At 36.6% G+C, this 26605-nt stretch carries 26 protein-coding genes; 7 read left to right on the top strand and 19 right to left on the bottom strand.

The annotated features are described in order from the left end of the window. Position 1 precedes the first annotated feature (1 nt). From NBG71_RS05030 to NBG71_RS05020, 3 genes are read left to right on the top strand one after another with little or no spacing between them, the layout of a single operon-like run. Positions 2–2515 carry a fimbria/pilus outer membrane usher protein gene (locus tag NBG71_RS05030; protein WP_250916592.1) on the top strand — a complete coding sequence of 838 codons (2514 nt, stop codon included), beginning with the start codon at positions 2–4 and terminating at the stop codon, positions 2513–2515. A gap of 11 nt (positions 2516–2526) precedes the next feature. Further along, positions 2527–3606, top strand: a complete 1080-nt coding sequence (locus NBG71_RS05025) for a fimbrial protein (RefSeq protein WP_250916591.1) — start codon at positions 2527–2529, stop codon at positions 3604–3606. Between the two features lie 12 nt (positions 3607–3618). Beyond that, positions 3619–4326, top strand: a complete 708-nt coding sequence (locus NBG71_RS05020; protein WP_138158014.1) for a fimbrial biogenesis chaperone — start codon at positions 3619–3621, stop codon at positions 4324–4326. Positions 4327–4413: 87 nt separating this feature from the next. Here NBG71_RS05020 and NBG71_RS05015 read toward each other — a convergent pair whose 3' ends face one another. The 5 genes from NBG71_RS05015 to NBG71_RS04995 all read right to left on the bottom strand — a co-directional run bounded on the left by NBG71_RS05015 (position 4414) and on the right by NBG71_RS04995 (position 9116). Next, entirely contained in the window at positions 4414–5259 is an 846-nt protein-coding gene (locus NBG71_RS05015; RefSeq protein ID WP_164530523.1) for a siderophore-interacting protein, read from the bottom strand. 383 nt (positions 5260–5642) lie between these two features. Beyond that, positions 5643–6026, bottom strand: a complete 384-nt coding sequence (locus NBG71_RS05010; protein WP_075670963.1) for a DUF805 domain-containing protein — start codon at positions 6024–6026, stop codon at positions 5643–5645. A 616-nt stretch (positions 6027–6642) separates the two neighbouring features. Next, positions 6643–6804, bottom strand: coding sequence for a DUF2474 domain-containing protein (locus tag NBG71_RS05005; protein WP_074454095.1), 162 nt, complete (start codon positions 6802–6804; stop codon positions 6643–6645). Further along, entirely contained in the window at positions 6785–7792 is a 1008-nt protein-coding gene (gene cydB / locus NBG71_RS05000) for a cytochrome d ubiquinol oxidase subunit II (protein ID WP_156733490.1), read from the bottom strand. The genes NBG71_RS05005 and cydB overlap by 20 nt, the downstream gene beginning before the upstream one ends. Continuing rightward, positions 7782–9116 (bottom strand): cytochrome ubiquinol oxidase subunit I, encoded by a 1335-nt coding sequence (locus tag NBG71_RS04995; RefSeq protein WP_075670967.1) that lies wholly within the window; start codon positions 9114–9116, stop codon positions 7782–7784. Before NBG71_RS04995 ends, cydB begins: the two co-directional genes overlap by 11 nt. Positions 9117–9253: 137 nt before the next feature. Between NBG71_RS04995 and NBG71_RS04990 the strand changes: the two genes are divergently transcribed. Both NBG71_RS04990 and NBG71_RS04985 read left to right on the top strand, forming a co-directional pair. Continuing rightward, positions 9254–10669 carry an aminotransferase-like domain-containing protein gene (locus tag NBG71_RS04990; protein WP_075670969.1) on the top strand — a complete coding sequence of 472 codons (1416 nt, stop codon included), beginning with the start codon at positions 9254–9256 and terminating at the stop codon, positions 10667–10669. Positions 10670–10783: 114 nt separating this feature from the next. Beyond that, the gene (locus NBG71_RS04985) at positions 10784–11353 is read left to right on the top strand and encodes a HutD/Ves family protein (protein WP_099660334.1); all 570 of its coding nucleotides are present in this window, start codon (positions 10784–10786) and stop codon (positions 11351–11353) included. A gap of 56 nt (positions 11354–11409) precedes the next feature. Here the strand turns inward: NBG71_RS04985 and NBG71_RS04980 are convergent, their stop codons facing one another. Then, a complete protein-coding gene (locus NBG71_RS04980) occupies positions 11410–12021 on the bottom strand; it encodes a LysE family translocator (RefSeq protein WP_075670973.1) in 612 nt (203 codons plus the stop codon). Between the two features lie 161 nt (positions 12022–12182). Here NBG71_RS04980 and NBG71_RS04975 point away from each other — a divergent pair, with 161 nt between their 5' ends. Beyond that, entirely contained in the window at positions 12183–12647 is a 465-nt protein-coding gene (locus NBG71_RS04975; protein WP_023582027.1) for an Lrp/AsnC family transcriptional regulator, read from the top strand. A 102-nt stretch (positions 12648–12749) separates the two neighbouring features. Here NBG71_RS04975 and NBG71_RS04970 read toward each other — a convergent pair whose 3' ends face one another. Together NBG71_RS04970 and bla are read right to left on the bottom strand one after the other, a co-directional pair. After that, positions 12750–12974: a hypothetical protein gene (locus NBG71_RS04970; RefSeq protein WP_099660335.1), complete on the bottom strand. Its 225-nt coding sequence runs from the start codon at positions 12972–12974 to the stop codon at positions 12750–12752. Between the two features lie 181 nt (positions 12975–13155). Beyond that, entirely contained in the window at positions 13156–14052 is an 897-nt protein-coding gene (gene bla, locus NBG71_RS04965; RefSeq protein ID WP_109419804.1) for a class A beta-lactamase, read from the bottom strand. 171 nt (positions 14053–14223) lie between these two features. Here bla and NBG71_RS04960 point away from each other — a divergent pair, with 171 nt between their 5' ends. Then, positions 14224–15102 (top strand): LysR substrate-binding domain-containing protein, encoded by an 879-nt coding sequence (locus NBG71_RS04960; protein WP_075671140.1) that lies wholly within the window; start codon positions 14224–14226, stop codon positions 15100–15102. A 68-nt stretch (positions 15103–15170) separates the two neighbouring features. Here NBG71_RS04960 and lhgD read toward each other — a convergent pair whose 3' ends face one another. The 11 genes from lhgD to alsS form a co-directional block, all read right to left on the bottom strand. Next, a complete protein-coding gene (gene lhgD / locus NBG71_RS04955) occupies positions 15171–16373 on the bottom strand; it encodes an L-2-hydroxyglutarate dehydrogenase (protein WP_164530521.1) in 1203 nt (400 codons plus the stop codon). A gap of 15 nt (positions 16374–16388) precedes the next feature. Continuing rightward, entirely contained in the window at positions 16389–17102 is a 714-nt protein-coding gene (locus tag NBG71_RS04950; RefSeq protein ID WP_219495161.1) for a FadR/GntR family transcriptional regulator, read from the bottom strand. Next, a complete protein-coding gene (locus tag NBG71_RS04945) occupies positions 17103–19070 on the bottom strand; it encodes a TRAP transporter permease (RefSeq protein WP_075670983.1) in 1968 nt (655 codons plus the stop codon). A 12-nt stretch (positions 19071–19082) separates the two neighbouring features. Further along, entirely contained in the window at positions 19083–20117 is a 1035-nt protein-coding gene (locus NBG71_RS04940; RefSeq protein WP_075670985.1) for a TAXI family TRAP transporter solute-binding subunit, read from the bottom strand. 414 nt (positions 20118–20531) lie between these two features. Beyond that, positions 20532–21044: a DedA family protein gene (locus tag NBG71_RS04935; RefSeq protein ID WP_099660337.1), complete on the bottom strand. Its 513-nt coding sequence runs from the start codon at positions 21042–21044 to the stop codon at positions 20532–20534. Positions 21045–21112: 68 nt separating this feature from the next. Then, the gene (locus tag NBG71_RS04930) at positions 21113–21934 is read right to left on the bottom strand and encodes an energy-coupling factor ABC transporter ATP-binding protein (RefSeq protein WP_250916590.1); all 822 of its coding nucleotides are present in this window, start codon (positions 21932–21934) and stop codon (positions 21113–21115) included. Continuing rightward, on the bottom strand, positions 21918–22763 hold the full coding sequence (locus NBG71_RS04925; RefSeq protein WP_075670991.1) for an energy-coupling factor ABC transporter ATP-binding protein: 846 nt from the start codon (positions 22761–22763) through the stop codon (positions 21918–21920). Before NBG71_RS04925 ends, NBG71_RS04930 begins: the two co-directional genes overlap by 17 nt. Next, positions 22754–23458 (bottom strand): energy-coupling factor transporter transmembrane component T, encoded by a 705-nt coding sequence (locus tag NBG71_RS04920; RefSeq protein WP_075670993.1) that lies wholly within the window; start codon positions 23456–23458, stop codon positions 22754–22756. The genes NBG71_RS04925 and NBG71_RS04920 overlap by 10 nt, the downstream gene beginning before the upstream one ends. A gap of 2 nt (positions 23459–23460) precedes the next feature. After that, positions 23461–24042 (bottom strand): ECF transporter S component, encoded by a 582-nt coding sequence (locus NBG71_RS04915; protein WP_250916589.1) that lies wholly within the window; start codon positions 24040–24042, stop codon positions 23461–23463. Positions 24043–24118: 76 nt separating this feature from the next. Next, the gene (locus tag NBG71_RS04910) at positions 24119–24547 is read right to left on the bottom strand and encodes a PPC domain-containing DNA-binding protein (RefSeq protein WP_075670997.1); all 429 of its coding nucleotides are present in this window, start codon (positions 24545–24547) and stop codon (positions 24119–24121) included. 361 nt (positions 24548–24908) lie between these two features. Continuing rightward, the gene (gene alsS, locus NBG71_RS04905) at positions 24909–26588 is read right to left on the bottom strand and encodes an acetolactate synthase AlsS (RefSeq protein WP_099660339.1); all 1680 of its coding nucleotides are present in this window, start codon (positions 26586–26588) and stop codon (positions 24909–24911) included. Positions 26589–26605: the final 17 nt, after the last annotated feature.

Raw genomic sequence — 26605 nt, 5'->3', positions numbered from 1 at the left:
CGTGAATAATCCAAGATATCTCTCAATCCTTATTTTTTTAGGAATACAAAATTATACTCAAAATCTGTATGCAGAGGGATTTGATACATCTTTACTTGTTGGAAATTCAAAGAATGGAGATATTTCACGATTTTATATTGACGACAAAATTCCTGAAGGAAAACAACTTGTCGATGTTTATGTCAATCAAGTATGGAAAGGACAATTTGAAATAAATGTAATAGGTGAACACGCAGAGATTAGTTTTGAAACCGTGGATGTAAATAAACTTGGTTTAAATTTATCTCTATCTGCGAAACAAAAAATTGCACAGCAAAAAACAATACTATCAAATGAATTGGCAAAAGGCGTGACGTCGGCATTAGATATTAATAAATTAAGGCTTGATATTAATGCTCCTCAGATTTCAGTGAAACAATCAGAGGTAGGGTATGTTGATCCAAGTTATTGGCAACAAGGTATTTCAGCTCTGATTTTATCTTATAATTTAAACTACTATAACTATAAAGAAAAAAAAGGAAGTAAAAGCAATAACGAGAGTTTTTTTGCCAATATTAATTCAGGTGTGAATTTAGGTGCATGGCAGTTTAGAGATGAATCTAACTACTCTTATTATTCTCACGGCAAAAGCCAATGGAAAAACAATACGCGCTATGTTTATAAGGCATTTAGCCAAATAACTTCAGGATTAACAATTGGTGATTTTTATACGCCAATAGCGCTTTTTACCAGTATTCCATTTAGAGGGGCGTCACTGGCAACAGAAATGGGTATGCTCCCTAATTCGAGTCAAGGATTTGCGCCCATTATTCGTGGTGTTGCACAGACGAATGCGCTAGTGAGTGTTTATCAAAATGAAAATCTAGTTTTTCAAGAAAATGTGCCTCCGGGTGAATTTTCCTTTCGAGATATACAACCTACTGCGGGAGGTGGTGATCTCTTAGTGGTTATTCAAGAAGCAGATGGGAGAAGGGGATCTTTCACTGTCCCGTTTTCAGCCGTTCCTGATATGTTAAAAGAAGATGTTTATCGTTATAACGTAACGTTAGGTGAATCACGAATTAGTAATACAAATTATCGGCCTAAATTTGCACAAGGTGAGTTTCATTATGGTCTTAATAATTTAGTTACTGTTTATGCGGGCGGTATTGTCAGTGAAGATTATTACTCCGCATTGATAGGTAGTGGTTGGAATTTTAAATTTGGGGCAATTTCAGCAGATATAACACATGCAACGGCAGATTTACAGACAGGTAAAAAAACAGGGCAAAGTTTTCGGCTTGCTTATAGTAAATATATGGATGCGACATTAACCAATTTAACATTGGCTGCTTATCGTTATTCTACTCGTGATTATTATAGTTTTGTAGATTCAATTTACGCTCATGACAACTATAAAGCTTGGAAAGACTATCAAAATGATATTGCTCAACAGCAAAATAATAATAATGCAGTATCTGATCTTGATTTATCAACGTTTGATGCACTACGAGGTTCTAGAGCAAAAAATACGTTTACCATAAATCTTAATCAATATTTGGGTGGTCAGCGTGGTGTTGTTTTTCTTTCAGGGACACATCGAAACTATTGGAATACAGATGAGAGTAATCGCGAGTATCAGTTAGGCTATTCAAATAATTATAAAGATATTGCGTATAATCTTTCTGTTTCAAAGTTAAGAAATTACGATAATAAAGAAGAGACTCGTTATTATTTTAATATTAGTGTGCCGATTTCATTTTTTGATAAAAGAGCCAATATTAATACTTCAATTTATGCGGCTGATTCACGTTACCAGCAATCTACAATTAGTATGAGTGGAACAGCAGGTAAAGATGACCTAGTTAATTATACTTTAACAGGTTCAAATCAAACGGGTGGAAATAATTTAGTCGGCGCAAATGTGAGTTATCGTCATCCATATAGCACATTATCTGCATCTTATACGGAAGCAAATAATTATCGCCAGGGAGGATTAGGCGCTAGAGGAACAGTTGTTGCCGTACCTAATCATATTGTTTTTTCAGGTAATACAGGGAATACCTATACTCTTATCGAAGCACCTATGGCCAATAATATGATGGTTAATGGAAATAAAGCCACATTAACCAATAATCAAGGGATAGTATTAGTGCCTAATAGTATCCCTTATCGTACAAATAATTATACTTTAACAAATACAGAAATGCCTTCAAATGCTGAGCTTGTTGGAAATACAACTCAGGTTACTCCGTATTTAGGCGCAGTTAATTACCTCAGATTAACAACGGATAAACGTAAGACATTTATTATTAAAGCATCTTTAGAAAATAATGAAAGTTTACCTTTCGGTACAGAAGTTTTAAATAATAAAAAAGAGAGTATTGGTTATGTCGGACAATCAAGTGTGCTTTATTTAAAAAGTGATGAGTTACCTTCATCAATCTTTGTAAAATTAAATAAAGCTGAAAAAATGGAATGTGTTGTGGAGCATTTAATAAATACGATGGATAAAAATAGTAATATTTGTCGATAAAGGAAAGCGCGATGAAATCACCAGCTTTTATATTTATAATTTTATTAGGTGCGATAAGCCAACAGGCAATTGCTAACTGTAAACCTGAGGACACTATTACGGCACCCAATATTAACTTTGATTTGTCTGCAGATTTAAATGCAGCTTCAACAACTGTAACAAAAACGAGTAGAACAATATTTCCGGGTACCTTTAAATGTAATGCAAGAGGGGTATTATTTCCTAATACTGTGGGTATTGCCTCACCTTTTAATGATGGTCGAACGGGAACAATTGGTTTTAATGGTGGGAAGCAGTTTGTCTCTATTACATTAACAGCATTAGAAAAAGATAATGTAACGAATATTTCAGCGGGAACACACCCTGCATCAGATTTAGATACTAATTTCACCTTAAAATTTACGTTATTGAGTAGTAAACCCTCGACCAATTATAAAGAGGTGAGTGGAAGTACAGCGGTTGTTAATCCTGTTATTTTAGCGTCAGATGCATCGAGTGTTGGGTTAGTTCAGTGGTTACTTAATATTGTTATTAAACTTGTGCAATTCTTATTAACGTGGCAATGGCCAGTTGATCAAAATGATATTTTCTTACAACCAATGCTAATTACTTATAATCCTGTAATGACAACCTGTAATTTTTCTAATGCGGGTTTAGTTGTTTCATTGCCATTAATCAGTGTAAAAGATGCAAAAACGGTAGATAAAGCAGGATACACACCTTTTACATTAAATTTTACGTGCCAAGACTTTTTAAGTGGCTCAAAAACGTCTAGAAATATTAAGATGTTTTTATCAAGCCAAAATTTATTGGCGACAGATAAAACTATATTAACTAATACAACAGCGCAAGGTGCAGGAGGGATCGGGTTCCGTGTAGTAAAAAGCGATAATATCAATAGCCCCGTTATTTTTTCTGACAATATTAATTCTCAAGGCAGTGCGACCAGTATTTTCAGTGTTAATCAAGGTGGCAACTTATTCTCTGCATTTTCGATAAATATGGGGGCTTATTACTATCCTTATAATGCTAATTCAGTCACTCAAGGAAAAATAACAAGTACAGCGACATTAGTAATGTCTTATGACTAAAGAGCGTATCTAATGAAAAAAATAATGAATGCTACTTTTATTTTATTTTTTATGCTTATAACATCGACAACAAAAGCGAGTGTAGTACTTGAACGTACACGTCTAATTTTTCCTATGGACAAATTAACACTGTCATTGCAAATTTTTAATCGCAGTGAACAACCAACATTAGTCCAATCATGGATAGATGATGGTGATATTGCATCAACCCCTGAGACAACAACGGCTCCTTTTATTGTTATCCCTCCCATAATGAAAGTTTCCTCTAATGGAGGAGCACAATTAAAAATACAACAATTAGACAATAAGTTGCCTCAAGATAGAGAGTCTATTTTTTATCTTAATGTGCTTGATATTCCGCCTAAACCTAACAGTGGTGAAAATACAAACACGTTGCAATTAGCATTACAAACTCGTATTAAGCTTTTTTATCGCCCTAAACAACTCGAGTTAACGAGTAACGCTATTTTTAAACAGATTGAGATTACAAAGGAACAGCAGAATTTAGAGATTAGTAATTCTTCAGCTTATTTTTTTACGATTTCCAAAATATATACACAAGAGAATAAAGAGCAATCTTTAATTCAGGCCACAATGATAGCGCCGTTTTCAAAACAAAAAATTGAATATAAAGGGCAAGTTGATACCAACCAAGTCATTACAGTCATCTATATAGATGATGATGGAAATTATCAGCAAGATAAGAAGAATATACATTGATTACATTTTTATAATAAAAAAGGCTACATATAATGAAAGAAATTATATGCAGCCTGTACAGCCAACGCTTAATCTTTAACTTATCGTTTAGCTTACGTCTTCGTTATCCATAACATGGTGACGTTCAGCGTGATAGCCTTCTTCGTCATAACCAAAACGCCAATAAGGAATGGCATAAATTAAGCTGCGATCGTAACCGTGATCACGGCGAATATGACGTCTTAATGCACGAATGATTTTGTCTTCACCTGCAATCCAAAACGCCACATCTTCAGCAGGTAATTCCCATGACATAAATTCATTAATTAAGTTTTGAGTTTGTTCTTCTACTGAGCCAATCAACCAGATTATCTCTAAGCCACTAGGATGTTTAATTTCTTGGCGATGTGTTTCGTCTTCTACTCGTATAACAACTTTTCCTTGAACATTAGGCTGCATGGTTTCAATTAAAGCCATTAAAGCAGGTAATGAACTTGGGTCGGCCGCCATATAGTAATGTGACGCAGGTGCTAATAAAGGATCAGGGCCACCCGGATTAGTGATCCCAATATAGTCACCTTGCTTAGCATTTAGCGCGAAATGAATAGCTGGGCCTGCATCGTCGTGTACGGCAAATTCAATATCTAACTCTTTTTGCTCAGGGCGAATAGCACGAACACTATAAGTACGTACAATCGATCTTGGTTCGCCTTCAGGCCATTTAGGACCTTTTTCAGAAAAGCCTGGTACAGTAGGTTTAACTTGGCCTTCTAAAGGTAAGAATATTTTTAAATGTGCTCCCGCAGTATCTTCTGGGTAAGAATCTAAATCATCACTAGTAAAGGTAATACAGCGCATTCCTGGAGTGACATCAGTAATACGTTTTACTTGAACTAGGCGAGGAGGTGCTGGTTTATAAATATTTTTTTCTTGAGGTGTTTTTTGGTTACTCACGTTTTTTTACCTGACTCATTTAATTATTTTATCGACGTAGATATTATCATTTTCAATTAATAATGATAGTCATTATCAACATTAACATTAATTTAGTAAAGGAAAGCGTATTTTTTTACTTATATTGTGTGACTAAGTTCAAACTCACAACAAAGAAAAAACTTAAGGATCAATGCAATAAGCATGGTGTAATAACGTGATATCGTTAATTAGAAACGTAAAAATACCAAAGTACAATGTGGGAGGAGATGAGCCAGTGTTATTTTATTTAAAGAAAGGAATGTTTTTAGATATTTGTAACAAAGGTAGGAAAATCAATTAATACAGTGAGTAACTTAATAGTAGGTGTACTCACTGTATTGTCATATTAATGCAACAATAGATTAAGCTTTAGGGTCTGGGCCGAATCTGTTGTCACCTTTAGTACCTTCAAGGCACATAAAGACAAAAACAATTAATCCACCAACAGCAGGAATAAATGCAAGTAAGAACATCCAACCTGATTTATCTTGGTCGTGGAAGCGACGAATAGTCACTGCAAGGCTAGGGATAATAATAGCTAAAGAGTAAATACCTAAAATGATACCAACAATTGAACCTAATGAACTCATTTCACCCGTATTCATGTCTATTGATGAAATCACAATAGCATATAGGATGGTAATAATAATGGTATTTACTAGAGTAAACATCCAATATTCTTTTCTGCGAGCACGTCCTGAAAAGTTAGCATAATTATTTTTAATGACTTCCAAATACCAATTCATGATTTCATCCTTAATTTAGTAGCAACAATGAGTAAGCCTAGTGTAAGTGATCTTTCTTAGCAATTAAGATAAATCTAAATTATCAAAATATGTATTTTGAACAGACATCATCCATTATCCATCCTTTTTAATAGGGAGTGGATTTAATTCTTGAATTAATCATATGGCATATCTAAATGACACATTTGGTGTGTCTTTATAAAATAATACAGATATGAACCTGCTAGGCGGCGATATCATAATTACTTTGGAAGCCTAATTCAACATTCATTCCATTTTATTTCTAGAGAAGATGGCTTTTTATAGGATTATTTATATCTTTATTTATCGTAATAAATGCCTAAAAAAGATTTTATCTCTTATTTTTAATCAAAAATGATGTATTTAAAATGATTTTATCAAGGCGTTTGATTTAAGTTTAGTTAATCATAGAAAAATGAAAATATTTACATTCTTATTTTCTTTTATAAAAAAGAAAATTATATAAAATTAGCTGTTAAAAGAGCATCTAATAAAAATAAAAGGGTTGAAGATAACTTCAGCCCTTTCTTTACTTCTATTCTATAGCTTGCCGTATTCGGTGTTAGTTGATTATATTGCTGTATGTATTTTGCCTTTACTTGACTTTCATTCCGGCTAACGTCATTAAAAAACGAAAGAGGGAAGAGACTGCGAATAAGGCTAAAACACTACAAAACCAAATAGTAATCAACCATCCCCATTTTTTTAATAATGAGGGTTTGTTCTGTATTTGTGGATCAGTGATAACCTTCTTCATAATTTGTTTTTCCTCTGAAAACGTAATAACTCCAGAATGTGTATACGAGAATAATTGGAATAATAAACAGTGCGCCAACTAGCATAAACCCTTGACTTTCTGGCGGTGCTGACGCTTCTACAAAACTGATTGCAGGTGGAATAATGTTAGGCCAAATACTGATCCCTAATCCTGCAAAACCTAAGAAAATTAAAGCCAGCGCACCAAAGAAAGGCAGGTAATGCCCTTGTTTTTTCACTGAGCGTAAAATTAACCAAGTGCTATACAACACTAAAAGAGGAATAGGTAAAAAGAAGAATAAGTTTGGTAATGTGAACCAACGTTCGGCAATTGCAGGTTGTGCTAATGGTGTCCATGCACTAATCGCTGCAATGACTGCAAGCATAACAAGTGTAAGTGGTTTAGCGACCTTATATAGACTCTGTTGTAAATGACCTTCGGTTTTCATAATTAGCCAGCCACATCCTAATAAGGAATAGGCGATAACTAATCCAAATCCACAAAAGAGTGCAAAAGGGGATAACCAGTCAAAATAGCTACCTACAAAAGCGCGATTAACAACTGGCAAACCTTGAACTACGCTACCAACGACAACGCCTTGCATAAAAGTGGCTAAGATAGATCCAAAGATAAATGATTTATCCCAAAAACCTTTGTGATTGTCATCGGCTTTAAAACGAAATTCAAATGCGACACCACGAAAAATTAAGGCGACAAGCATTAATGTTAGTGGCATTGCTAAAGCATCAAGAATAACCGCGTAAGCTAATGGGAAAGCACCAAATAATGCAGCTCCCCCTAGGACTAACCATGTTTCGTTACCGTCCCACACCGGAGCAACGGTATTCATCATTAAGTCACGATCTTGGTCACTTTTAATAAATGGATAAAGCATACCGATACCAAGATCGAAACCATCCATGACAATATACATTAACGTACTAAATACGATAATGACGAACCAAATGACTGGTAAATCAATTCCCATGATGAACCTCCGGTGTACCTTTACGGATCAGTTTTAACATATAGGCATATCCAACACCGAATACAGAGCTATAAACAACTAAGAAGATCAGCAAGCTTATACTCATATGCATTTCGCCGTGTGCAGATACGGCATCTCGTGTTCGCTGTATGCCATAAACAACCCAAGGTTGACGTCCTACTTCGGTTGTAAACCAACCGGCAAGAATAGCGATAAGTCCTGAAGGTGCCATTAAGAAAGTTAAGCGTAAAAAAGCTTTAGATTCATAAAGTTTCTTTTTATAGCGTAACCACGTTCCCCAAACACCGACTAAAATCATTAACATGCCAAGGCCAACCATAATGCGGAAAGACCAGAAGACAATAAGTGAGTTAGGTCTGTCTTCTTTAGGAAACTCTTTTAATGCTGGAACTTGTTTTTCTAAGCTATGGGTTAAGATCATGCTGCCAAGATAAGGAATTTCTATCTTATATTTGGTTTCTTCAGCATCCATATCTGGCATACCAAAGAGAATTAACGGTGTTGCTTCTCCTGGTTCATTTTCCCAGTGACCTTCAATAGCTGCAATTTTAGCGGGTTGATGTTTTAAGGTATTTAAACCATGGACATCACCAATGAGTGCTTGAATTGGTGCTAAAATTAAAATCATCCATAAAGACATTGAAAGCATCTTTTTCATGGCGGATGTTTTATGGCCTTTGAGCAGGTGCCACGAGGCAGATGCAGCAATAAAGAAGGCCGAAGCAAGGAAAGCTGCAACACCCATATGAGCGAGGCGATAAGGGAATGATGGATTGAAAATAACTGCGAGCCAATCTACAGGAACAACTTGGTTATTTATAATTTCAAACCCTTGTGGTGTTTGCATCCAACTATTTGAAGCCAAGATCCAAAACGTAGACATTAATGTACCTAATGCCACCATACAGGTTGCGAAAAAGTGAAGTTTTTCGCCTACTTTATTCCAACCAAACAGCATCACACCTAAGAAACCAGCTTCTAAGAAGAAAGCAGTAAGAACTTCATAAGTGAGTAGAGGGCCTGTAATTGAGCCCGCAAAATCAGAGAAAAAACTCCAGTTGGTTCCGAATTGATAGGCCATGACCAAACCAGAGACAACGCCCATAGCAAAGTTAACAGCGAATATTTTTGACCAAAAATGGAATAGCGCTAAATAATCCTTATTGCGAGTTTTTAACCATAAACCTTCCAATACGGCTAAAAAGCTAGCCAGTCCGATAGTAATTGCAGGGAAGATAATATGAAAAGAAACTGTGAACGCAAACTGGATACGCGCCAAATCAAAGGCACTTAACCCAAGCATAAAAAACCTCGTTATATTGATATAAAAATGTAAATTGCAGGTAAATCGTGTGGATTAGTAGACCATATGACAGTAAGCTATAATAGTGACAATAAGTTTAAAAATAACTATAACAGTTTTGAGGTAAACAGTTTTATATGACTCGATATGAACAGCTTGCAGCGCAAATACGCCAACAAATTGAAGATAATATCTGGCAATCTGGCGACCGTTTACCTTCATTGCGGGACACGGTGAAACAATCAGGTTTAAGTTTAATGACTGTTTTACAATCGTATCAGTTATTAGAAAGCCAAGGATGGATAACTGCACGACCACAATCAGGTTATTACGTTGCACATCGTAATAATCGTTTTGGTCAGGTGACAGCCAGCAAAGGGCTACACATGAGTGAAAATGTTGAAATAAGCACCTCTATTTTCAATGTCCTTCAAGCATGTAAAGATCCTGAAATTATTCCTTTTGGTTCTGCTTTCCCCGATCCCAGTTTATTTATTCAACCCAAACTAAGTAGTGCATTGGCTTCTGCTGCAAGACATCTAGCGCCCCAAAGTTCGGTGATCAATCTACCACCGGGAAATGAAAAGTTACGCCGTAACATTGCACAACGCTATGCATTACAAGGAATTCATGTCTCTCCAGATGAAATTGTGATCACTGCTGGTGCAATGGAATCATTAAGTTTTAGTTTGCAAGCTGTTACCGAACCGGGTGATTGGGTTGTGATTGAGTCACCTGCATTTTATGGTGCATTACAAGCCATTGAACGTTTGCGATTAAAAGCGATTGCCATTAGAACAGATCCTGTAACAGGAATTTGTTTAGATGAACTCGAAAAAGTGGTTGAGCAATACGATATTAAAGCCTGTTGGTTGATGAGCCATTGTCAAAACCCATTAGGTGGAACAATGCCCGATGAGAATAAAATAAGGCTGGTGGACATATTAGCGAAGAAACAGATAACGCTAATCGAAGACGATGTCTATGGCGAACTCTATAACAGCCAGAAAGCACCGATGCCAGTAAAAGGTTTTGATAAAACAAATAGCGTTTTACATTGCGCTTCTTTTTCTAAATGCCTTGCACCAGGATTTCGTGTGGGGTGGGTTGCAGCAGGAAAACATGCAACAAAAATACAGCAGTTGCAAATGATGAGTACAGTTTCTGCCAGTATGCCAACACAACAAGCTATAGCTGATTATTTATCACAAGGTGGTTATGATACGCATCTTCGCCGATTAAGATTATTGTTAGAACAAAGGCGTTATCGGATGTTACAAGCGATACAAACGCATTTACCAGAAGATGTAAAAGTGAATATTCCATCAGGAGGATATTTTCTCTGGCTAGAGTTTGAGTCAACATTTGATGCTAATAAACTCTATCACTTTGCATTAGAACGAGGTGTCAGTATTGCGCCGGGTTCAATGTTTTCCACCAGCTCCCAATTTAATCATGCATTCCGTTTAAACTCTTCTTTTCAATGGAGTAGTCGTACTGAAAAAGGAATGGAAATAATTGGCGAAGGGTGCAGAAAATTACGACGTAAATAGCTGACGTCAGCGCACATTTTTAAAAGGTAGCTATTGATTTATTGACGGTAATCTCCAATGATTAATCCTTAACCTCATTATCAGACTGATAGCCAGATATTGCAGGAGGATACAATGAAGCTACGTTGTTTTGATCAGCAAGAGTTACCGTTTATATCATGGAATAATCAAAAAGGCACAACACAAGAAATTGTGTGTTGGCCAGTTAATAATGATTTTTCATGGCGAGCGTGTATAACCTCTATCGAAGAGAATAGCTCATTAGGACAGTTTCCTGACATTGAAAGGCAAATGGTGCTATTAGAAGGTAATGGCATCAATTTAAATAGCCCTGGCTTTCTTAGTCATTCCGTTACAAATTCTTATCAACCCTTTGATTTTTCAGGTGATATTCATGTTAGGTCTGAACTTATTAAAGGCGGTGTAAAGTGCTTAAATATCATGGTACGTCGGACGTGCTGGAAAGCAGAAACGACCTTAGTAAGACAGCCACTTATTTTGCCTAATTCTCATGCAGGGTTAATTTATGTCACTCAAGGTGAATGGACTTTAATGGGGGCGACTTGTCAGCATTTGTCAAAAGGACAGGGCGCTTGGTGGTTGCCTGATATTCGTGAAGGTGAAATAAGACCATTAACCACAAATTGCCAATTATTATGGGCAGATATTCGACCACTTAAATAGAGGCATTTTTGTGGTCAAATACTGACTAGAATAATAAATAGTGCTTAGGATTAAGGCTAATTTAAAGCCAGATTAATAGCTGCAAAAGTGAGTAATCCACCTGCAATGCCATCGTTATAGCGGCGACGTTTTTCACTTAAACCACCTTTTAAGCCAATATAAGCAAAAAAGGTGCCGAGTAGACCATAAATAATTAAGCAAGTCGTGATAAATATCCCAGATAACAGCAATGATTGTGTTGCTACATCATTATGATTATCAATAAAGTTTGGTAAAATAGCGAGATAAACGAGTAGTCCTTTAGGATTAAGAAAACTGGTTAAAAAACCTTTACGAAATAGATGTGAAGTTTTTGAGGCATCTAGGGCTAGTTGGCCTTTTTTGCAGGCTGATATCAACATTTTGACTGCAAGATAACTAATATAGAAAACACCAACCCATTTGAGTAAATGAAATAAAATGGGTGATGCTGATACTAAAGCGGCAAGCCCTAACGCACTCAGTAACGCATGGGTTAAATAGCCTGATATAACGCCAGTATTGGCAATCCATGCTGATTTCATACCACCAGATAGCCCTTGGGATGAGATAAAAAGAATATCGGGTCCCGGCGTGCAAATAAGTGGTAGAACAGTCAGTGCGAAGAATAATAAAGTGTTAAATTCCATCTTTTCACCTGATAGAGATAGTTTTAGAGAAATATCGTTTTTGCTGTGAAATTTAGCGGAAAGATTATATGATGTTTTCGAAAAAATCGGGTTGCTTTGTTGCTAACAAAAAGAATTAATTGGCAATAAAATTCCACAAATAGAATTAAGGTTAATCTTTGATGTCAATAAAATTAGATAAGATAGACAAACATATTTTGCAGGTGCTTCAGCGTGATGGCAAAATCCAGAACATTGAACTGGCAAAAGAGGTTGGACTCTCACCTTCTCCTTGTCTTCGCCGAGTGCGTTTACTCGAAGAGTCTGGTGTGATCACTCGTTATGTTGCTGTATTAGATGGTAGTAAGGTTGATGCAGGGTTATCTTTATTTGCAAGGATTTGGTTTAGAGCACAAGATGCTGAAACTATTGAAGAATTTGTAAAAGCTATCAAGGTGTTACCTGAAGTGGTTGAATGTCATTTAATGGCTGGCGAATGTGATGCTCTTATTCGAATCGTTACTAAAGATTTGGCAACGTATCGTCGTTTTCATGCCGATTATTTAACACAAATTCCAAGCATCCAAAGTATAAAAACAGAAGTACCAATGGAAACGGTAAAAGTAAGTTTTGCTTTACCACTTTAATTTTTTACACATTTAGATTTAGTTAATTTTAAATCATCACACGATATTTTTAATAGAGAAAGCCTCTAGTTAATTTAACGGAGGCTTTTTTATAACTGTAAATTAAACTATCCAGCTTTTAATAAACAGATATATCTCGGGTGTATAAAGTAACATACAGATAAATAATGAAACACCAATAAAATAGAGATCAAATGACCAAGTACATAAAGAGACAATAACTAACATTAATAGGGTAAGAATAACGATACAAAGTCGGATCTGAGTGAGCGTGATTTGACCTGCACAGGATAGTAATTCACCAATTAATTCAAATAGATCAGACATCTTACTTCCTTAAAATAAATCCATTTAATAAAAGTCAGTATATTAGGCTTGTTTATTACAGTCTAATTGTCTTATCTGTATGTTATTTCACTTATATTATTATGTGTGCTTGTAGTAATAGAGCCAATTAATAGCTCTATTACTATGTTTGATTTCTTGTTTAGATTATTAATAAAGAAACTTATTTTGTTTGAGATAAACGGGAAAACTCTTTTGTTAAAATTTCAGTTGCTTTAACAATAATATCTTTACGGTATTTTGCATCTTGTTCTTGTTGTGTGAAATAGACGACTAAAATTAATGGTGCATGGTTTTCAGGCCAAATAACGGCAATATCGTTAGTTGTACCATAATCACCACTGCCAGTTTTATCCCCAACAACCCAGTGTTTTGGTAAACCTGCTTTAATACTGTGATCACCCGTTGTATTGCCTTTTAACCAAGTAACAAGTTGTTGACGTTGAGATTGACCTAGCGCATCACCTAATGTCAGTGCTTGAAGACTTTTAGCCATCGCAATTGGAGAGGTTGTATCACGAGGATCACCATGAATTGCTGTATTTAATTCAGGCTCTTTACGATCTAGGCGATAAGTTACATCATTAATTGAGCGTGCAAACTGAGTGACTTTGGTTGGACCTCCTAAATAATCTAATATCTTATTCATTGCTGTATTATCGCTATATTGCAATGTAGCAGCACTTAATTCAGCCAGAGTCATTCCTGTTGTTAAATGTTTTTCTGTAATAGGGCTGTAAGCAACTAAGTCAGATTTTTTAATCGTAATATTCTTATCTAATAATCCGGCTTGTTTTTCACTCGCTTTTAAAACGGCAGCAACTGCCATAACCTTACTTGTACTTGCCATCGCAAAGCGTTCTTCACCACGGTATGTTATTTGTGAGTTATCTTCCGTGTCGATTAATGCCACGCCTAAACGGCCTTGGCTATATTTTTCAAGCGTATTTAATTGCTCTTCAATTGTATTATTGTTGTGAGCCCATAGCATTGGTGATGTTAATAGAGATATTAATGAAACTGCGATCGCTGCTGTTTGGCGAAATGTTGTTTTAAACATAGTCTTTGTTGCTCATATTAAGTTAATAAAGAAAATCTCAATATAAATAGACAGTTATTAGGTAGATATAGCGCCGTTTATTTATAAGGTGCAATATCCTATTTAATTGATTTATTGACAATCGATAATAAATCACCTTAGCTTATAGAAAATCTAATGGCTAAGAATATTATGCGAACACATCTCCCCCTAAATGCACTGCGTGCATTTGAAGCTTCTGCAAGACATCTTAATTTCACCAAAGCGGCATTAGAGCTGTATGTCACTCAAGGCGCTGTTAGCCAACAAGTGAGAATGTTAGAAGAGCGACTTGGTGTTGTTCTTTTTAAGCGTTTGCCTAGAGGCTTAGAAATGACGGATGATGCTCAAATTTTATTTTCTGTATTAACAACGGCTTTTAGTGATATTGAGCGTGTATTTAAGCAATTTGAACGTGGTGAATATCGCGATGTTGTTTCGATTGCGGCTGTCGGCACATTTGCGGTGGGATGGTTATTACCTAGGTTAGCTGAATTTAGGCAGTTATATCCAAGAATAGAAGTAAATTTAAGAACAAATAATAATGTGGTTAATTTGGCTACTGAAGGATTAGATTTTGCTATTCGATTTGGTGAAGGATTATGGCCATTAACACATAACAAAACGTTATTTTCTGCACCATTAACGGTATTGTGTTCATCAGGTACGGCGAAACGTTTACAACATCCAACTGATTTAATAAATGAAAACTTGTATCGTTCTTATCGAGAAGATGAGTGGTTACAATGGTTTGAAAAAGCAGATATGTCGCCTATAAAAATAACGGGTTCTATTTTTGACTCTTCACGCTTAATGATTGAAAGCGCTATTTATGAAGGAGGCGTTGCATTAGCACCGGCCAAAATGTTTTCAAGAGAAATTGAAAATGGCCAGTTAGTGCAACCCTTTAAAATAGAAGTTGAAATGGGAAAATATTGGCTAACATATTTAAAATCAAAGCCATTGACAGCATCAATGGAGATATTTCAGCAATGGTTAATGAATGAAGCGTTAAAAGAATGCAGTGAGTGATATAAAAATAAAAAGCACTGATTAATTTCAGTGCTATTTGTTATTTTTACTCACAGTATATTTTTCAATTACAAAGAAAAATGCTCTTTTACTATTTCTCTACCTATTTCAATAGACGCTGTTGCAGCAGGTGATGGAGCATTACAAACATGCAGTGAACGTTTACCTTTTACAAAATGGAAATCATCTACTAATTTCCCTTCACGAGTTAATGCTTGGGCTCGAACACCGGCAGGGCCCGGATGAATATCTGCTTCGCGTAAATCAGGAATGAGTTTTTGTGCATTTGCGGTAAATAATTTACGTGAATATGAGCGACGAAGCTCTGCCATTCCTTCACCTAAATAATTTCCAGCAATTTTCCAAAATCCTTTATAAGTGAGAACTTCAGCGAGATCTTTTAAGTTAATATCGCTTTTTTTATAACCTTCACGCTTAAAAGCTAATACCGCATTAGGTCCAACGTCACGATGTCCGTTATACATGCGTGTAAAGTGTACACCTAAGAAAGGAAAATCAGGATTAGGAACAGGGTAGATAAGATGATTTACTAAGTAGTTTTTATTAGTATTAAGCATAAAATATTCACCACGGAATGGGACTATTTTCATACCTGTGTCATAACCTGCCATTTTAGCAATACGATCACTAAATAAACCGGCACAATTAATTAACCATCGGCCTGTAAATTGGTTATTAGATGTTGTAACAGTGACAGTATCATCGGTTTCATTGATTGCTGTGACCGCTTGTCTAAATGCAAATTCACCGCCACGAGATTGAATAATTTCAACGTGTTTTGCTGCAATTTCGGGATAATTCACAATACCTGCATCAGGAACTAATAGGGCAGCAATACCATTGACATAAGGTTCTCTGACTTTAAGCTCCGCTTCAGTCATTTTGATAACTTCAAGTCCGTTTTCAATGCCTCGTTGATAGATATTTTCTAATGCTTGTAACTCTTTTTCATTGGTAGCAACAATGACTTTGCCACAACGATCATAATAGAGATTATGTTGTTGGCAAAATGCATACGTTGTGATGTTGCCTTGTTTTGCTAGCCTCGCTTTAAGACTCCCTGGTGTGTAATAAATACCGGAATGAACAACATTACTGTTATGTCCACTTTGGTGAACAGCGGGGCCAGATTCTTTATCAATCACTAGTAATTTCAGCTCAGGTTGACTTTCTTGTAGTGCACTTGCAACCCCTAATCCGACTAATCCCGCACCAATAATAATCACGTCATAAGTCATAATATTATCCATTTTATAAATTTTAAATTAACAGGGTTCTTGTTGTAAGCGTTTTAATTTGCCTCGTACATTGGTCAAATGAAGACGCATTCTATGGCTTGTTTCATCGTGATCTTGTTGGCGTATTGACTCGAGAATTGCCTCATGTTCTGCAATTACTCGCTCAATTTCAGTATCTCGCCCTTTGTTTTTACTTAACGAATACATTAATACGCCAAGGTAGAGTTCGTGTAAGTTATCTAAGATCTGGACAAAAAAGGGGTTATGTGCGGCAACCATAATCGAACGATGAAATTGATAATCTTCTTTATGACCAATGCTTTTGTTTTGCCTTGTTGCCAAAACAAAAGCGTCATGGGCGTTTTCGATAGAGCGTAATTCTTCTGGTGTTCGACGTAAAGCGGCAATAGCGGCCGCTTCATGTTCAATGACCTCACGCATTTCAAGCAGTGAATCTATCTCTTCAGGGCAAGCTATTTCCATAACTAATGGCTCATATTTACTGAGTATAGAATGGTCAATTACACGGCGACCGCCCCCTTGGCGTGAAGTTACAATGCCACTGGCTTCTAAGACACCTAATGCTTCTCTGATGGGGACTCGACTGACGCCAAAGGCGTCAGCAAGTACATTTTCAGAGGGTAACTTTTCACCAATAGGGTATGTCCCGTTACTAATATTTTGCTTTATCTGCTCAAGAATTTGATGTGACGCTTTTTGGCGTGAGATCTTTTGTATCATCTAGTTTTCTCCAGATGCATGCCTCATATTGGCTAAATGTTTTTTAGACCGTAATAAATGGAATGCACCGGTTAATAGGATCAAGGCGACACCTAAAAGGTCGGTATATAAGCCCGGTTTAATCATTAGAATTGCCGCCGCTGCAAATGCAATACGCTCAAACCACGTTGTTTTAATCATCCAGAAGTTTGCCGTTGCGATACTTAGTGCATAAATTCCGATTAATGCACTAATAACCATTAATCCAATAGAAAGTACACCTAAATTATCACCTTGCATCAGTAAAGCAGGGTTATAGACTAAGATAAATGGAATGATAAAACCAGGAAGGGCTAAACGGACTGCATCCCATGATGTTTGCATAGGGTCGGCTCTTGCGATACTGGCTGCAGTATAACTTGCTAATGCCACAGGTGGTGTAATATTGGATAATGCACCAAACCAGAAAACAAAGAAGTGAGCCGCTAAAGGCATTACACCTGCTTTAATTAAAATAGGTGACACTGTAACAGCTACAACAATATATAATGCTGTTGAAGGTAAACCCATACTTAATACAATACACACCAGCATAACGACTAATAAGATCATCCATAATGTGTTATCTGTCATTGAGACAATATTAAATGCTAATGTTGCACCGATTCCTGTCATTGTAACAACACAGATAATGACACCTATGGCAGCACAAGCGACAGTCACTTGAACAGATCCACGAGCCGCTTCAGCCAAGGCGTCGGCCACTTTAGTTAACGTCATACGGACTGATTTATCAGGCGTAATCCAGCTTGCAACAATAATAGTTAGAATACCTAAGAAACCTGCATAAATAGGTGTTTTACCCACTAATAAGGTTCCAATAACAATAACCAAAGGCAGTAATAATAAACCACGCGCTTTTAGTACTGCTTTAACTTGTGGGATATTCTCTTTACTTAAACCTTTTAATCCTTGTTTTTTAGCTTCGATATCAATTGCCATAATTAATGCAGCGTAATACAACAACGCTGGAATAATCGCGGCAATAACAATCGTAGTATAAGAAATGCCCAAAAAGCCCGCCATAATAAATGCGGCAGCACCCATAATAGGTGGCATGATCATACCGCCTGTTGATGCAGTTGCTTCTACGGCACCCGCAAAGCGAGATGATAATCCAATGCTTTTCATTAATGGAATGGTAAAGGTACCCGTTGTCGCTACGTTGGCGACAGCACTTCCACTTAATGAACCAGTTAATGCAGATGAAATAACAGCAACTTGAGCAGGACCACCACGGCGACGACCCGCAAGAGCAAGTGCTAAGTCATTAAATAGTGCTGTTGCGCCACTCACACTTAAGAACGATCCAAAAAGAATAAAGACGACAATTGCTGTCGAGGCTGTTGAAAGGGTGATACCAAAGATACCTTCACTGGTCATAAATAAACGGTATAACAATCTTTCTACAGAAAATCCTGCATGACCGAAAATACCCATAAAATACTGACCAAATAAAGCGTAGATAATGGCAAATGTGGCAAGTCCTGGAATAAAGTAGCCAGTGGTTCTTCTTGCTGCTTCAAACAGTACAATAATTCCTAATATAGCCATGACATAATCGGTTGTATTTGGAATACTTTTTCTCACAACGTGAAGATCAACATAATTAAAGAAAAAGTAGCCATAGCTGATTAATGTTAAAGCAATAAAAAGATAATCCCATCCATTAAATTTAGGCGTTGAAAAACGCTTAGAGAATGGAAACAAAATAAAACCTAAAATTAAAATACCACTAAGAAAAATAGTATTACGGTAAAACTCTTGAGTATTTGATAATGCGTTGGAATAAATAGCATAAAGCGAAATTAATATTGCAAGAGTTGTGGTAATTTTCAGGTAAATACCTGCAAGTTGGCGATTGCCGGAGCTTGCTTCTTTATCTAATGCAGGTGGCTCTACCGGAGTTAGGTGGTCATTGTTAGTCATAACTCACTCCTGTTATTTATTATTAGTCTGCGTTTGAGCTTCTGGTGGAATAAGATAATCAGGGATCTCTAATCCGATTTCTTTGTAGTAGCGGTAAGCCCCTAAATGTAATGGCACAGAAACGCCTTTTAATGCATTTTCTGTGGTGATGTACTTGGCTGCGCTATGAACTTGATGAACCTCAGGCAGGTTCTCAAACATGGTTTTTGTCAGCTCATAAACTAAATCATTATCAATACTGGTTGTGGTCATTAAGATATTAGGTTGAGCAATCGTATTGACCATTTCAGTTTGACGAGGGTAGGTGTTGGCGGGTATTTCAAATCGAAACCATGAATTTGCCACATGATTGATATCATCAAGTTGCTTATCTGTGACTTCGAGTAATTTTGCACTGACACCACTTGCATACATATCCGTTACCGCTGAAGCAGGCACACCAGCAGGTAATGCGCCACCATCAAGGCGACCATCCCGCATGGCAGAAACCGTATCCCCATATCCAAGATATTCTGGAGTGATATCTTTCTTAGTTAAATTAACGCCTTTAAGAATAATAATTGTAGATTGTTCAGTACCGCTGGCTTGAGGGCCAACAGAAAAACTTGTTGCACGAATATCGTCTAATGTTCCTGTTTTTACTTTGTTGTCCATTAAAACAAAGTGCTCAACATTGGGCCATAACATAGAGATTGAACGAAGATCTTTTTCTGGTTTCCCTTCAAAATTGCGCACGCCTTCATAGGCTTCTACGGCTAAAAGACTTTGTAGTATTGAAAGTTGAGCTTCATTTTTCTGCATTAAATAGATGTTTTCTATTGAACCGGCAGAAGATTGTCCAGTTACTTGAACGCCTCTATCCTTAAGATGCGTACTCCATACGTTTGCTAAACCCACTCCCATCGGATAATACGTTCCTCCTGTTGAAGCGGTTGCTACAGAGAGAAATTGTTTATTCGCATTCTCTTTTTTGCCGATTACTGCTAATGAGACAACAGCAATAACAGCAACAATACCGATGGCAAGTTTTGTTTTTCTTATTCTCATGATGTTGTTCCTGTACATAAAAACGCAGGTGAATGTTTCACACTAACTTGTATACAACATGACAACTTTTATAGAAACAAGGAACGTTAAGAAATTGTGAAGTAGCGTAATGAAATTAAAACAAGAAAATAACAATTTGTGATCAGCATAGTAATTATGCAATTTTTAATCATAATTATGGTGATAATCATAAAACACAAAAGAAAATATCAATAACTTGCTAGAGAAACGATAAAACAAGCTAAAAAACAACCTATTTATCGATAATAAAAAATAAAATGAAAAAAACAGGGGTTCAGAAAATCGTTAAATAATTCGCTGAAAAGGAGGGTAAATAGACCATTTTTAGTGTTAAGAGGATAAATAAAAGTTAGCAGTAAAGATTGGTAGTAAAATTAGTCGTAATTAAAACGCTTATAAGGCAATGGAAAGTACGCCTGTTGCAATCAGTACAAACATAGCTGACCAAATTAATGCTGAAATAGCACTGGTGATGTAAATACCGTATGTGGGTAGTTTTAATAGGCCGGCACTAAAAGGCGTTAAATAACGAAATACAGCGAGGAATCGAGAGATAAATAAAATATAGAGGGTCTTATTTTTTAATAACTGCTGAACTCGATTAATTTTTGATTGATAACGCTTAACCCATGCCTTGAGTCGAGGAAATCGATAAATAGAGCGACCTAATTCATAACTAATAATCGAGCCTAATAGTGCACCACAACTGGTTGCTAGCCAAAGAAAGATAGGTGAGTAAAGAGGCAAACAGGCACCAAAAATAAAGATCAACATTAAAGATGCAGGAGGTAAGAATGAAGAAATACCAATAGTTGATTTTCCCGCAGTGATTAAGGTAATGGAGAGAAAAAGTGTAATAGGAGATAAATGACCCAGTGAGTCTAATAGAGTATGGATCATTTCCATTTTATTATCTCCAGTAACGAAATAAACAACGATGGCTACGAGTAATGGGAAAATAAGGTTTAAGATTATTATGAGTTAATTTTATGACTATCATTCATTTCAACTAGCATTTTAGCCCATTCAATAGGGGAATTTTTAGTTGGTAATTTTAATTTTTGGCTTAAAGAGTATAGCGTAGGTGCAGGTATATCTGAAAGAGATTGCAATGTTGAGCTCATTAATACCTTTTCAGGTACATCATCGGCAATTAATTTACCTGAAGATAAATGAATGACTCGCTGAAAATGGCGTGCAGTAAAGTCCAGATCATGGCTAATAGCAAGAACAGATGTCCCTAATGTTTTTTGTACCTGAAGCCAATTTTCAAAACAAGTTAGCCAATGTGCATCAAAATCACGAGTCGGTTCGTCAAGCAGTAATATTTGAGGGGATAGAATACTTAAACTGGCGACGGCAACCATTCTGCGCTGACCAGCATGTAAATCTAAAGGATGAACATTAACGACATCACTTAAGCCACAAAGCATTAATGTTTCATCTAAACGTTTTTTAATTTCATCTTTAGAAAATTTGCGTTGTTTCAGACCAAAAGCGACTTCTTTTTTTACTGTATTATGAAATATTTGTCGTTCAGGCTCTTGGAATAATACGCCAATATATTGAGCACGTTGCGCAGCTTTCATTTGAGATAATGACTGATTATTGAGTTTTACCTCACCTTCATTGGGGGTTAATAATCCCGCAATTAAACGTAATAAAGTTGATTTACCCGCACCATTATCACCAACGAGTGCAACCCATTCACCTTGATTTAACGTTAAAGATAATTGAGAAATACAAGGCGGAACATCTTCGCTCCAACGATAAGACACTTTATCCAGCTGTAGCATAAAATTCCTTAAAAGCCTTCAGCAAAGCTTTATCGTTATTTACAATATTTTTGTTCCAATAATGGTTTTCAACTAACCAATTTAAAGCTTGCCATGAGTCAGGGGCATTAATTGTTGAAAATAAGAAAGGAAATATATCTTCTAAGGCGCCTGTTGCTTTTGTTTTTCCTGCTTCTAACAATAAAAATTGTTCACTAAGCGTTATTGCAGGTAATAAACTACGTTCAAAAATAATCACACTGCATTTATGTTCTTCTGAATATTGTTTTATACGTTGTTGTAATTGTTGTGTCGCATTAGGCGTTAAACGACTAAATGCTTCATCAAGTAATAATAATTTTGGGTGCATAGCAAGTGCACTTGCAATCACAACTCTCTGAGCTTCTCCGCCTGAAAGTGTAGATGGGTGGCGAAAACGTAAGCTGTCGCATTGTGTTAATATCATTGCTTCTTTTACACGAAATCGAATTTCATTATCACTTAGCCCTAAGTTTTCAGGACCAAAAGCAATCTCTTGCTCTACAGTAAAAGCACAGCCAGAGAGCTGTAATTGGGGGGATTGTTGAACAAGTTGTCTTCCTGGGGCCAGCGATACTAATCGGCTTTTATCTAGAGCAATATTTTGTACAACACCCAAACCTTGCAATGAACCTGTTAATAAATCGGGGTACCAACCTGCGAGCAATTGTGCAAGAAGACTTTTCCCACTGCCATTTCCACCTAAAACAACAAGCCATTCCCCTTGCTTTAATTGCAAATCAATTGGACCAATAATTGGGTACTCATTATCTTTAGGGGTAAAACTAAATTGCTGAAGATTTAGTACCATAGCCAAATACCTCCTTCAACAACTATAAGCAGTAAAATAAAACAGCGTAGCACCTCTTGTAGCTGGCTATCGGCAGGAGGAGATAGTGTGGTGCGATTTTTGATAATACGAAATCCTCGCATATCTAATGCAGCACTGCGAATAGTTAAATCACTTAACACATGGCTAATAAGTGGCAAGATAATGGCAGGTAATGTTATTAGACGCTGCCAAAATGAGCCATCAAGAGGAACACCTCGCGCTAATTGTGCTTCCCTTATATTGTGTAGTTGTTGGCGTAATTGTTCTACAAGCAGTAAAGGCCCTGCTAATAAATAAGAAAGGCTCATAGGTAGACGGCTAGCAAATAAGGCTCTGATAAATTGTTCAGTTGAAGTGTATTGCAACCACAATTGAGCACCGCTTATTATTGCTAATAATCTTAGCCACAGTGCTATTGCCATAGTTTGTTTACTGGTATCTAAAATGCCGCCTGTTAACCAATACGCAAGCCAACCGCTATGAACTAACCATAAGCCTACTGCCATTGGGATCATCAACCATGCAATAAAGCGCCAACGCCAGCGAGAGGCTTTCCAAAGTAATAAGCTAATAAAAGTACCACTGCTGATTATCAGCAGTGGTAAACTTAATGATAAAAAAAGCACACTAGCACTTAGCCAAAGCCATAATGCTAATGAGGTAAAGGGATGCATTATTAGCGAACCTTAGCTATTGCAGGGAAATTACGTTGTGTTCTTTGTGGTAATTGACGTACTAATAACCAAGCAATAATTGCTGATAATATTTTATCGGCAAGATTTGCACCTAATACAGTAATTGCAACAGATTCAATAAGTCCTTCACCAACAGCATGGAAATAAGCGACAAAGAAATCTGCACCACTTCCAGTTGCACCACCAAATAAATAAGTACGAATTGGAACAGCGACAATCATCAGCGCTAAAGTAATGACAACGCCTGAGCCAATAACGCGAATTAAAGAGCGAAAGCCGCCTGCACGCGCTAATAAACCTGCACTTAATCCTATCATCATGGCAACAGGTGCAAATGCGGCAGCCATTGGCCCACTAATTAACCCCCATAATAGGTTGGTTAATAATCCAGTAAATAATACAACCCACGGTCCACCTAATAATGCACAGATAAGAGTGCCAATAGAGTCTAAAAAGATAGGAAGTTTGACCATAGAGGTGATTTGACCACCGATCATATTTATTGCAATAGAAACAACAATGAGCACAAGAGTACGGCTCGAAATTTGAGGAGTTGTAGACATAGTTTAAAAACCTTTACAAAGGATAGTGACTATTGGTTTTATTATTTTGCATAAATAGCGCTTTTTTATAAAAAGGCTATTTACGCGGTGTGATGACCAACTCCTCATAACCAGAGTGTTCACAAGGCTGACGGCTAAAAGTCACTTGCTCTAACTCACCAATAACGAGCTCTAGCGTCGTGCGCACTGTACAACCTGGCATCATATGTCCACCACACATTAATCCATTTTCATCTGAAACCGCTAAATGCAAATGTTCACCTTGGTCATCTAATGTTCCAATCAGTGAAACAATTTCAAATTTACCTGTAAGATAGCGATTTTCTTCGCGACCTGCAAAGCGTAATACCACATCTGTTAAACTTCCCACACAACCTGCAATAAATGCCGATTTCAGATTTTGTTCTTTAATAATCTGTCGTAATGCCATAATCACATCCTCATTAGGGAGAAGGCGAAGTGCAATAAATCGAGCATGAGAAGAAAGATGAGGTGATTGTAGCATGGTGTTATCCTAAACGATTGACGGGTGTAAATAGGAAAAGAGATACTTAAATCAAATAAGTAAAAGATTAATTATTTCGCTAATCATTGTTATTTTAGGTTTATTTTTCAAGAAAGAAAAGATTGGACCTGTATCAGGTGGGGCTAGCAAAAATACAGAATAGACTTTATTACTATTCGAGAGTGAAGTTGTAGATATAAATATCCAATCAGGAAAATAAATTTGCTAAGGAGTGAGTGTAAAAATATTGAAACTCATGTCACTGAATATTTAAATAAAAACAAACAGTAGAGCTACATTAGAAAGCCCTCAGTGATATTTTATATTGCTGGGGGCTTTTATATGATGAGTTTAAAATACACTAAATAATTAAATTGTAATCAATATGTTCCATTAGTTTAGCGTTATCTCGATAGTCAACAGGGATAGCAAGTACCGCAGGGCCATCAACAACCATTGCTTCATGTAACACAGTACGTAATTGAGAAGCACATTCAACAGAAAATCCTTTAGCGCCAAAGGATTCAGCGTAACGTTTAAAATCAATTGCCCCAAATTTTACACCAGAATAACGACCATATTTTTCTTGCTCTTGCATTTCTACCATATTATAGGCGTTGTCCACCCAAATAATATGCAAAATATTGGTGTTTAAACGAACCGCAGTTTCTAATTCCATGGACGATTGCATAAAACCACCATCACCAGAAACAGAAATAATTTTATCGGATGGTCGAACAAAAGAAGCGCCAATTCCCCAAGGTAATGCAACACCCATTGTTTGTTGTCCATTTGAAATCAGCATTTGTCTTGCTCTAAAACTATAGAGGTAACGAGCGAGCCATATATGGAAACTCCCCATATCAATGCAGAGTGTTACATCGTTATCAATAATATTTTGCATCTCATGGATGATGGTTAAAGGGTGAATAGGAGAACCATGCCGAAAATAACTATTTTGTTGCAAAATTTCTCTTTGGTGACGAATTTTCTCTAAAACCTGACTAGTATTATTTGAGAGTATAATTTGAGATGTAGATCGTTTAGCAAAATAACGAGTTAAATTATCAATTGTTAATTTGATATTGCCTGTTAATTCTAAATCAGGGCAGTAAGCTAAATCAATTTCAGCGGGGATCTCATCTATATGAATAATATTGGCATTATTATGATTCCATAATGACGGCTCATATTCGATAGGGCTATAGCCCAGAGTTATGACTAAATCAGCGTGAGATAATAACTCATCGCCCGGTTGATTATTAAATAAACCAATACGACCAGCAAATAAAGGAAAATGACGCTGAGCAATCGCACCTGCTGATTGATAAGTACCCACAATCGGAAGAGGGCAAGTATCAAGTAGTTTTTGTAATGCTAATGCATTTTCAGGGTAACTAGCTTGTAGTCCTAATAAAATAACAGGGCTTTTGGCATTCAGCAGTAATTTAACAGCTTCTTGGATGGCATCATTATTTGCACTACCAATATTGGATTTTGATTTAGGTACTAATATTGGGCTACTAACTTCATTATTTAAAATATCCATTGGAAAAGTTAAAAAAGCGGAGCCCGGTCTTCCTGATTCTGCATGGCGAAAGGCATTAGCCATAGTTTCGGAAATTGATTTTGAAGAATCAATTTCAGCACAAAATTTAGTAATTGGATTAAACATGGTAACGGTATCCATGCTTTGATGAACCAGTTTTAATCTATCGGAGGATTTTACTGATCCTCCCAACGCAACTAATGGATCACCTTCAGACGTTGCTGTTGCAATGCCTGTGGCAAGATTAGAGCATCCCGGACCTGATGTTGCGATAGCCACTCCCGCTTTACCGGTTAAACGACCAACCGCGGCAGCCATAAATGCGGCATTAGCTTCATGGCGAACAACCACTGTTTCAATGCTGGAATCAACAAGAGAATCAAATACACGATCAATTTTTGCACCCGGAATACCAAATACTTGCTTAATGCCATGTTGTTCTAATTGTTTGACAACTAAATCTGCACCACATTTCCAATGAGGAGTATTCATATAGCCTTCTTTGATTT

The organism is Proteus sp. FZP2095, assembly GCF_023701425.1.
GTDB classification, from domain to species: Bacteria; Pseudomonadota; Gammaproteobacteria; order Enterobacterales; family Enterobacteriaceae; genus Proteus; species Proteus cibarius.
The sequence above is the reverse complement of the archived record's forward strand: the minus strand, read 5'-3'. Positions and strand labels throughout refer to the sequence as shown.

What these genes read in the sequence shown, in the direction of transcription:
- NBG71_RS05025 (WP_250916591.1), top strand. Translation starts at nt 2,527, where the DNA reads ATGAAATCACCAGCTTTTATATTTATAATTTTATTAGGTGCGATAAGC.
- NBG71_RS05020 (WP_138158014.1), top strand. Translation starts at nt 3,619, where the DNA reads ATGAAAAAAATAATGAATGCTACTTTTATTTTATTTTTTATGCTTATA.
- NBG71_RS05010 (WP_075670963.1), bottom strand. Translation starts at nt 6,026, where the DNA reads ATGAATTGGTATTTGGAAGTCATTAAAAATAATTATGCTAACTTTTCA.
- NBG71_RS05005 (WP_074454095.1), bottom strand. Translation starts at nt 6,804, where the DNA reads ATGAAGAAGGTTATCACTGATCCACAAATACAGAACAAACCCTCATTA.
- cydB (WP_156733490.1), bottom strand. Translation starts at nt 7,792, where the DNA reads ATGGGAATTGATTTACCAGTCATTTGGTTCGTCATTATCGTATTTAGT.
- NBG71_RS04995 (WP_075670967.1), bottom strand. Translation starts at nt 9,116, where the DNA reads ATGCTTGGGTTAAGTGCCTTTGATTTGGCGCGTATCCAGTTTGCGTTC.
- NBG71_RS04990 (WP_075670969.1), top strand. Translation starts at nt 9,254, where the DNA reads ATGACTCGATATGAACAGCTTGCAGCGCAAATACGCCAACAAATTGAA.
- NBG71_RS04985 (WP_099660334.1), top strand. Translation starts at nt 10,784, where the DNA reads ATGAAGCTACGTTGTTTTGATCAGCAAGAGTTACCGTTTATATCATGG.
- NBG71_RS04980 (WP_075670973.1), bottom strand. Translation starts at nt 12,021, where the DNA reads ATGGAATTTAACACTTTATTATTCTTCGCACTGACTGTTCTACCACTT.
- NBG71_RS04975 (WP_023582027.1), top strand. Translation starts at nt 12,183, where the DNA reads ATGTCAATAAAATTAGATAAGATAGACAAACATATTTTGCAGGTGCTT.
- NBG71_RS04970 (WP_099660335.1), bottom strand. Translation starts at nt 12,974, where the DNA reads ATGTCTGATCTATTTGAATTAATTGGTGAATTACTATCCTGTGCAGGT.
- bla (WP_109419804.1), bottom strand. Translation starts at nt 14,052, where the DNA reads ATGTTTAAAACAACATTTCGCCAAACAGCAGCGATCGCAGTTTCATTA.
- NBG71_RS04960 (WP_075671140.1), top strand. Translation starts at nt 14,224, where the DNA reads ATGCGAACACATCTCCCCCTAAATGCACTGCGTGCATTTGAAGCTTCT.
- lhgD (WP_164530521.1), bottom strand. Translation starts at nt 16,373, where the DNA reads ATGGATAATATTATGACTTATGACGTGATTATTATTGGTGCGGGATTA.
- NBG71_RS04950 (WP_219495161.1), bottom strand. Translation starts at nt 17,102, where the DNA reads ATGATACAAAAGATCTCACGCCAAAAAGCGTCACATCAAATTCTTGAG.
- NBG71_RS04945 (WP_075670983.1), bottom strand. Translation starts at nt 19,070, where the DNA reads ATGACTAACAATGACCACCTAACTCCGGTAGAGCCACCTGCATTAGAT.
- NBG71_RS04940 (WP_075670985.1), bottom strand. Translation starts at nt 20,117, where the DNA reads ATGAGAATAAGAAAAACAAAACTTGCCATCGGTATTGTTGCTGTTATT.
- NBG71_RS04935 (WP_099660337.1), bottom strand. Translation starts at nt 21,044, where the DNA reads ATGGAAATGATCCATACTCTATTAGACTCACTGGGTCATTTATCTCCT.
- NBG71_RS04930 (WP_250916590.1), bottom strand. Translation starts at nt 21,934, where the DNA reads ATGCTACAGCTGGATAAAGTGTCTTATCGTTGGAGCGAAGATGTTCCG.
- NBG71_RS04925 (WP_075670991.1), bottom strand. Translation starts at nt 22,763, where the DNA reads ATGGTACTAAATCTTCAGCAATTTAGTTTTACCCCTAAAGATAATGAG.
- NBG71_RS04920 (WP_075670993.1), bottom strand. Translation starts at nt 23,458, where the DNA reads ATGCATCCCTTTACCTCATTAGCATTATGGCTTTGGCTAAGTGCTAGT.
- NBG71_RS04915 (WP_250916589.1), bottom strand. Translation starts at nt 24,042, where the DNA reads ATGTCTACAACTCCTCAAATTTCGAGCCGTACTCTTGTGCTCATTGTT.
- NBG71_RS04910 (WP_075670997.1), bottom strand. Translation starts at nt 24,547, where the DNA reads ATGCTACAATCACCTCATCTTTCTTCTCATGCTCGATTTATTGCACTT.
- alsS (WP_099660339.1), bottom strand. Translation starts at nt 26,588, where the DNA reads ATGAATACTCCTCATTGGAAATGTGGTGCAGATTTAGTTGTCAAACAA.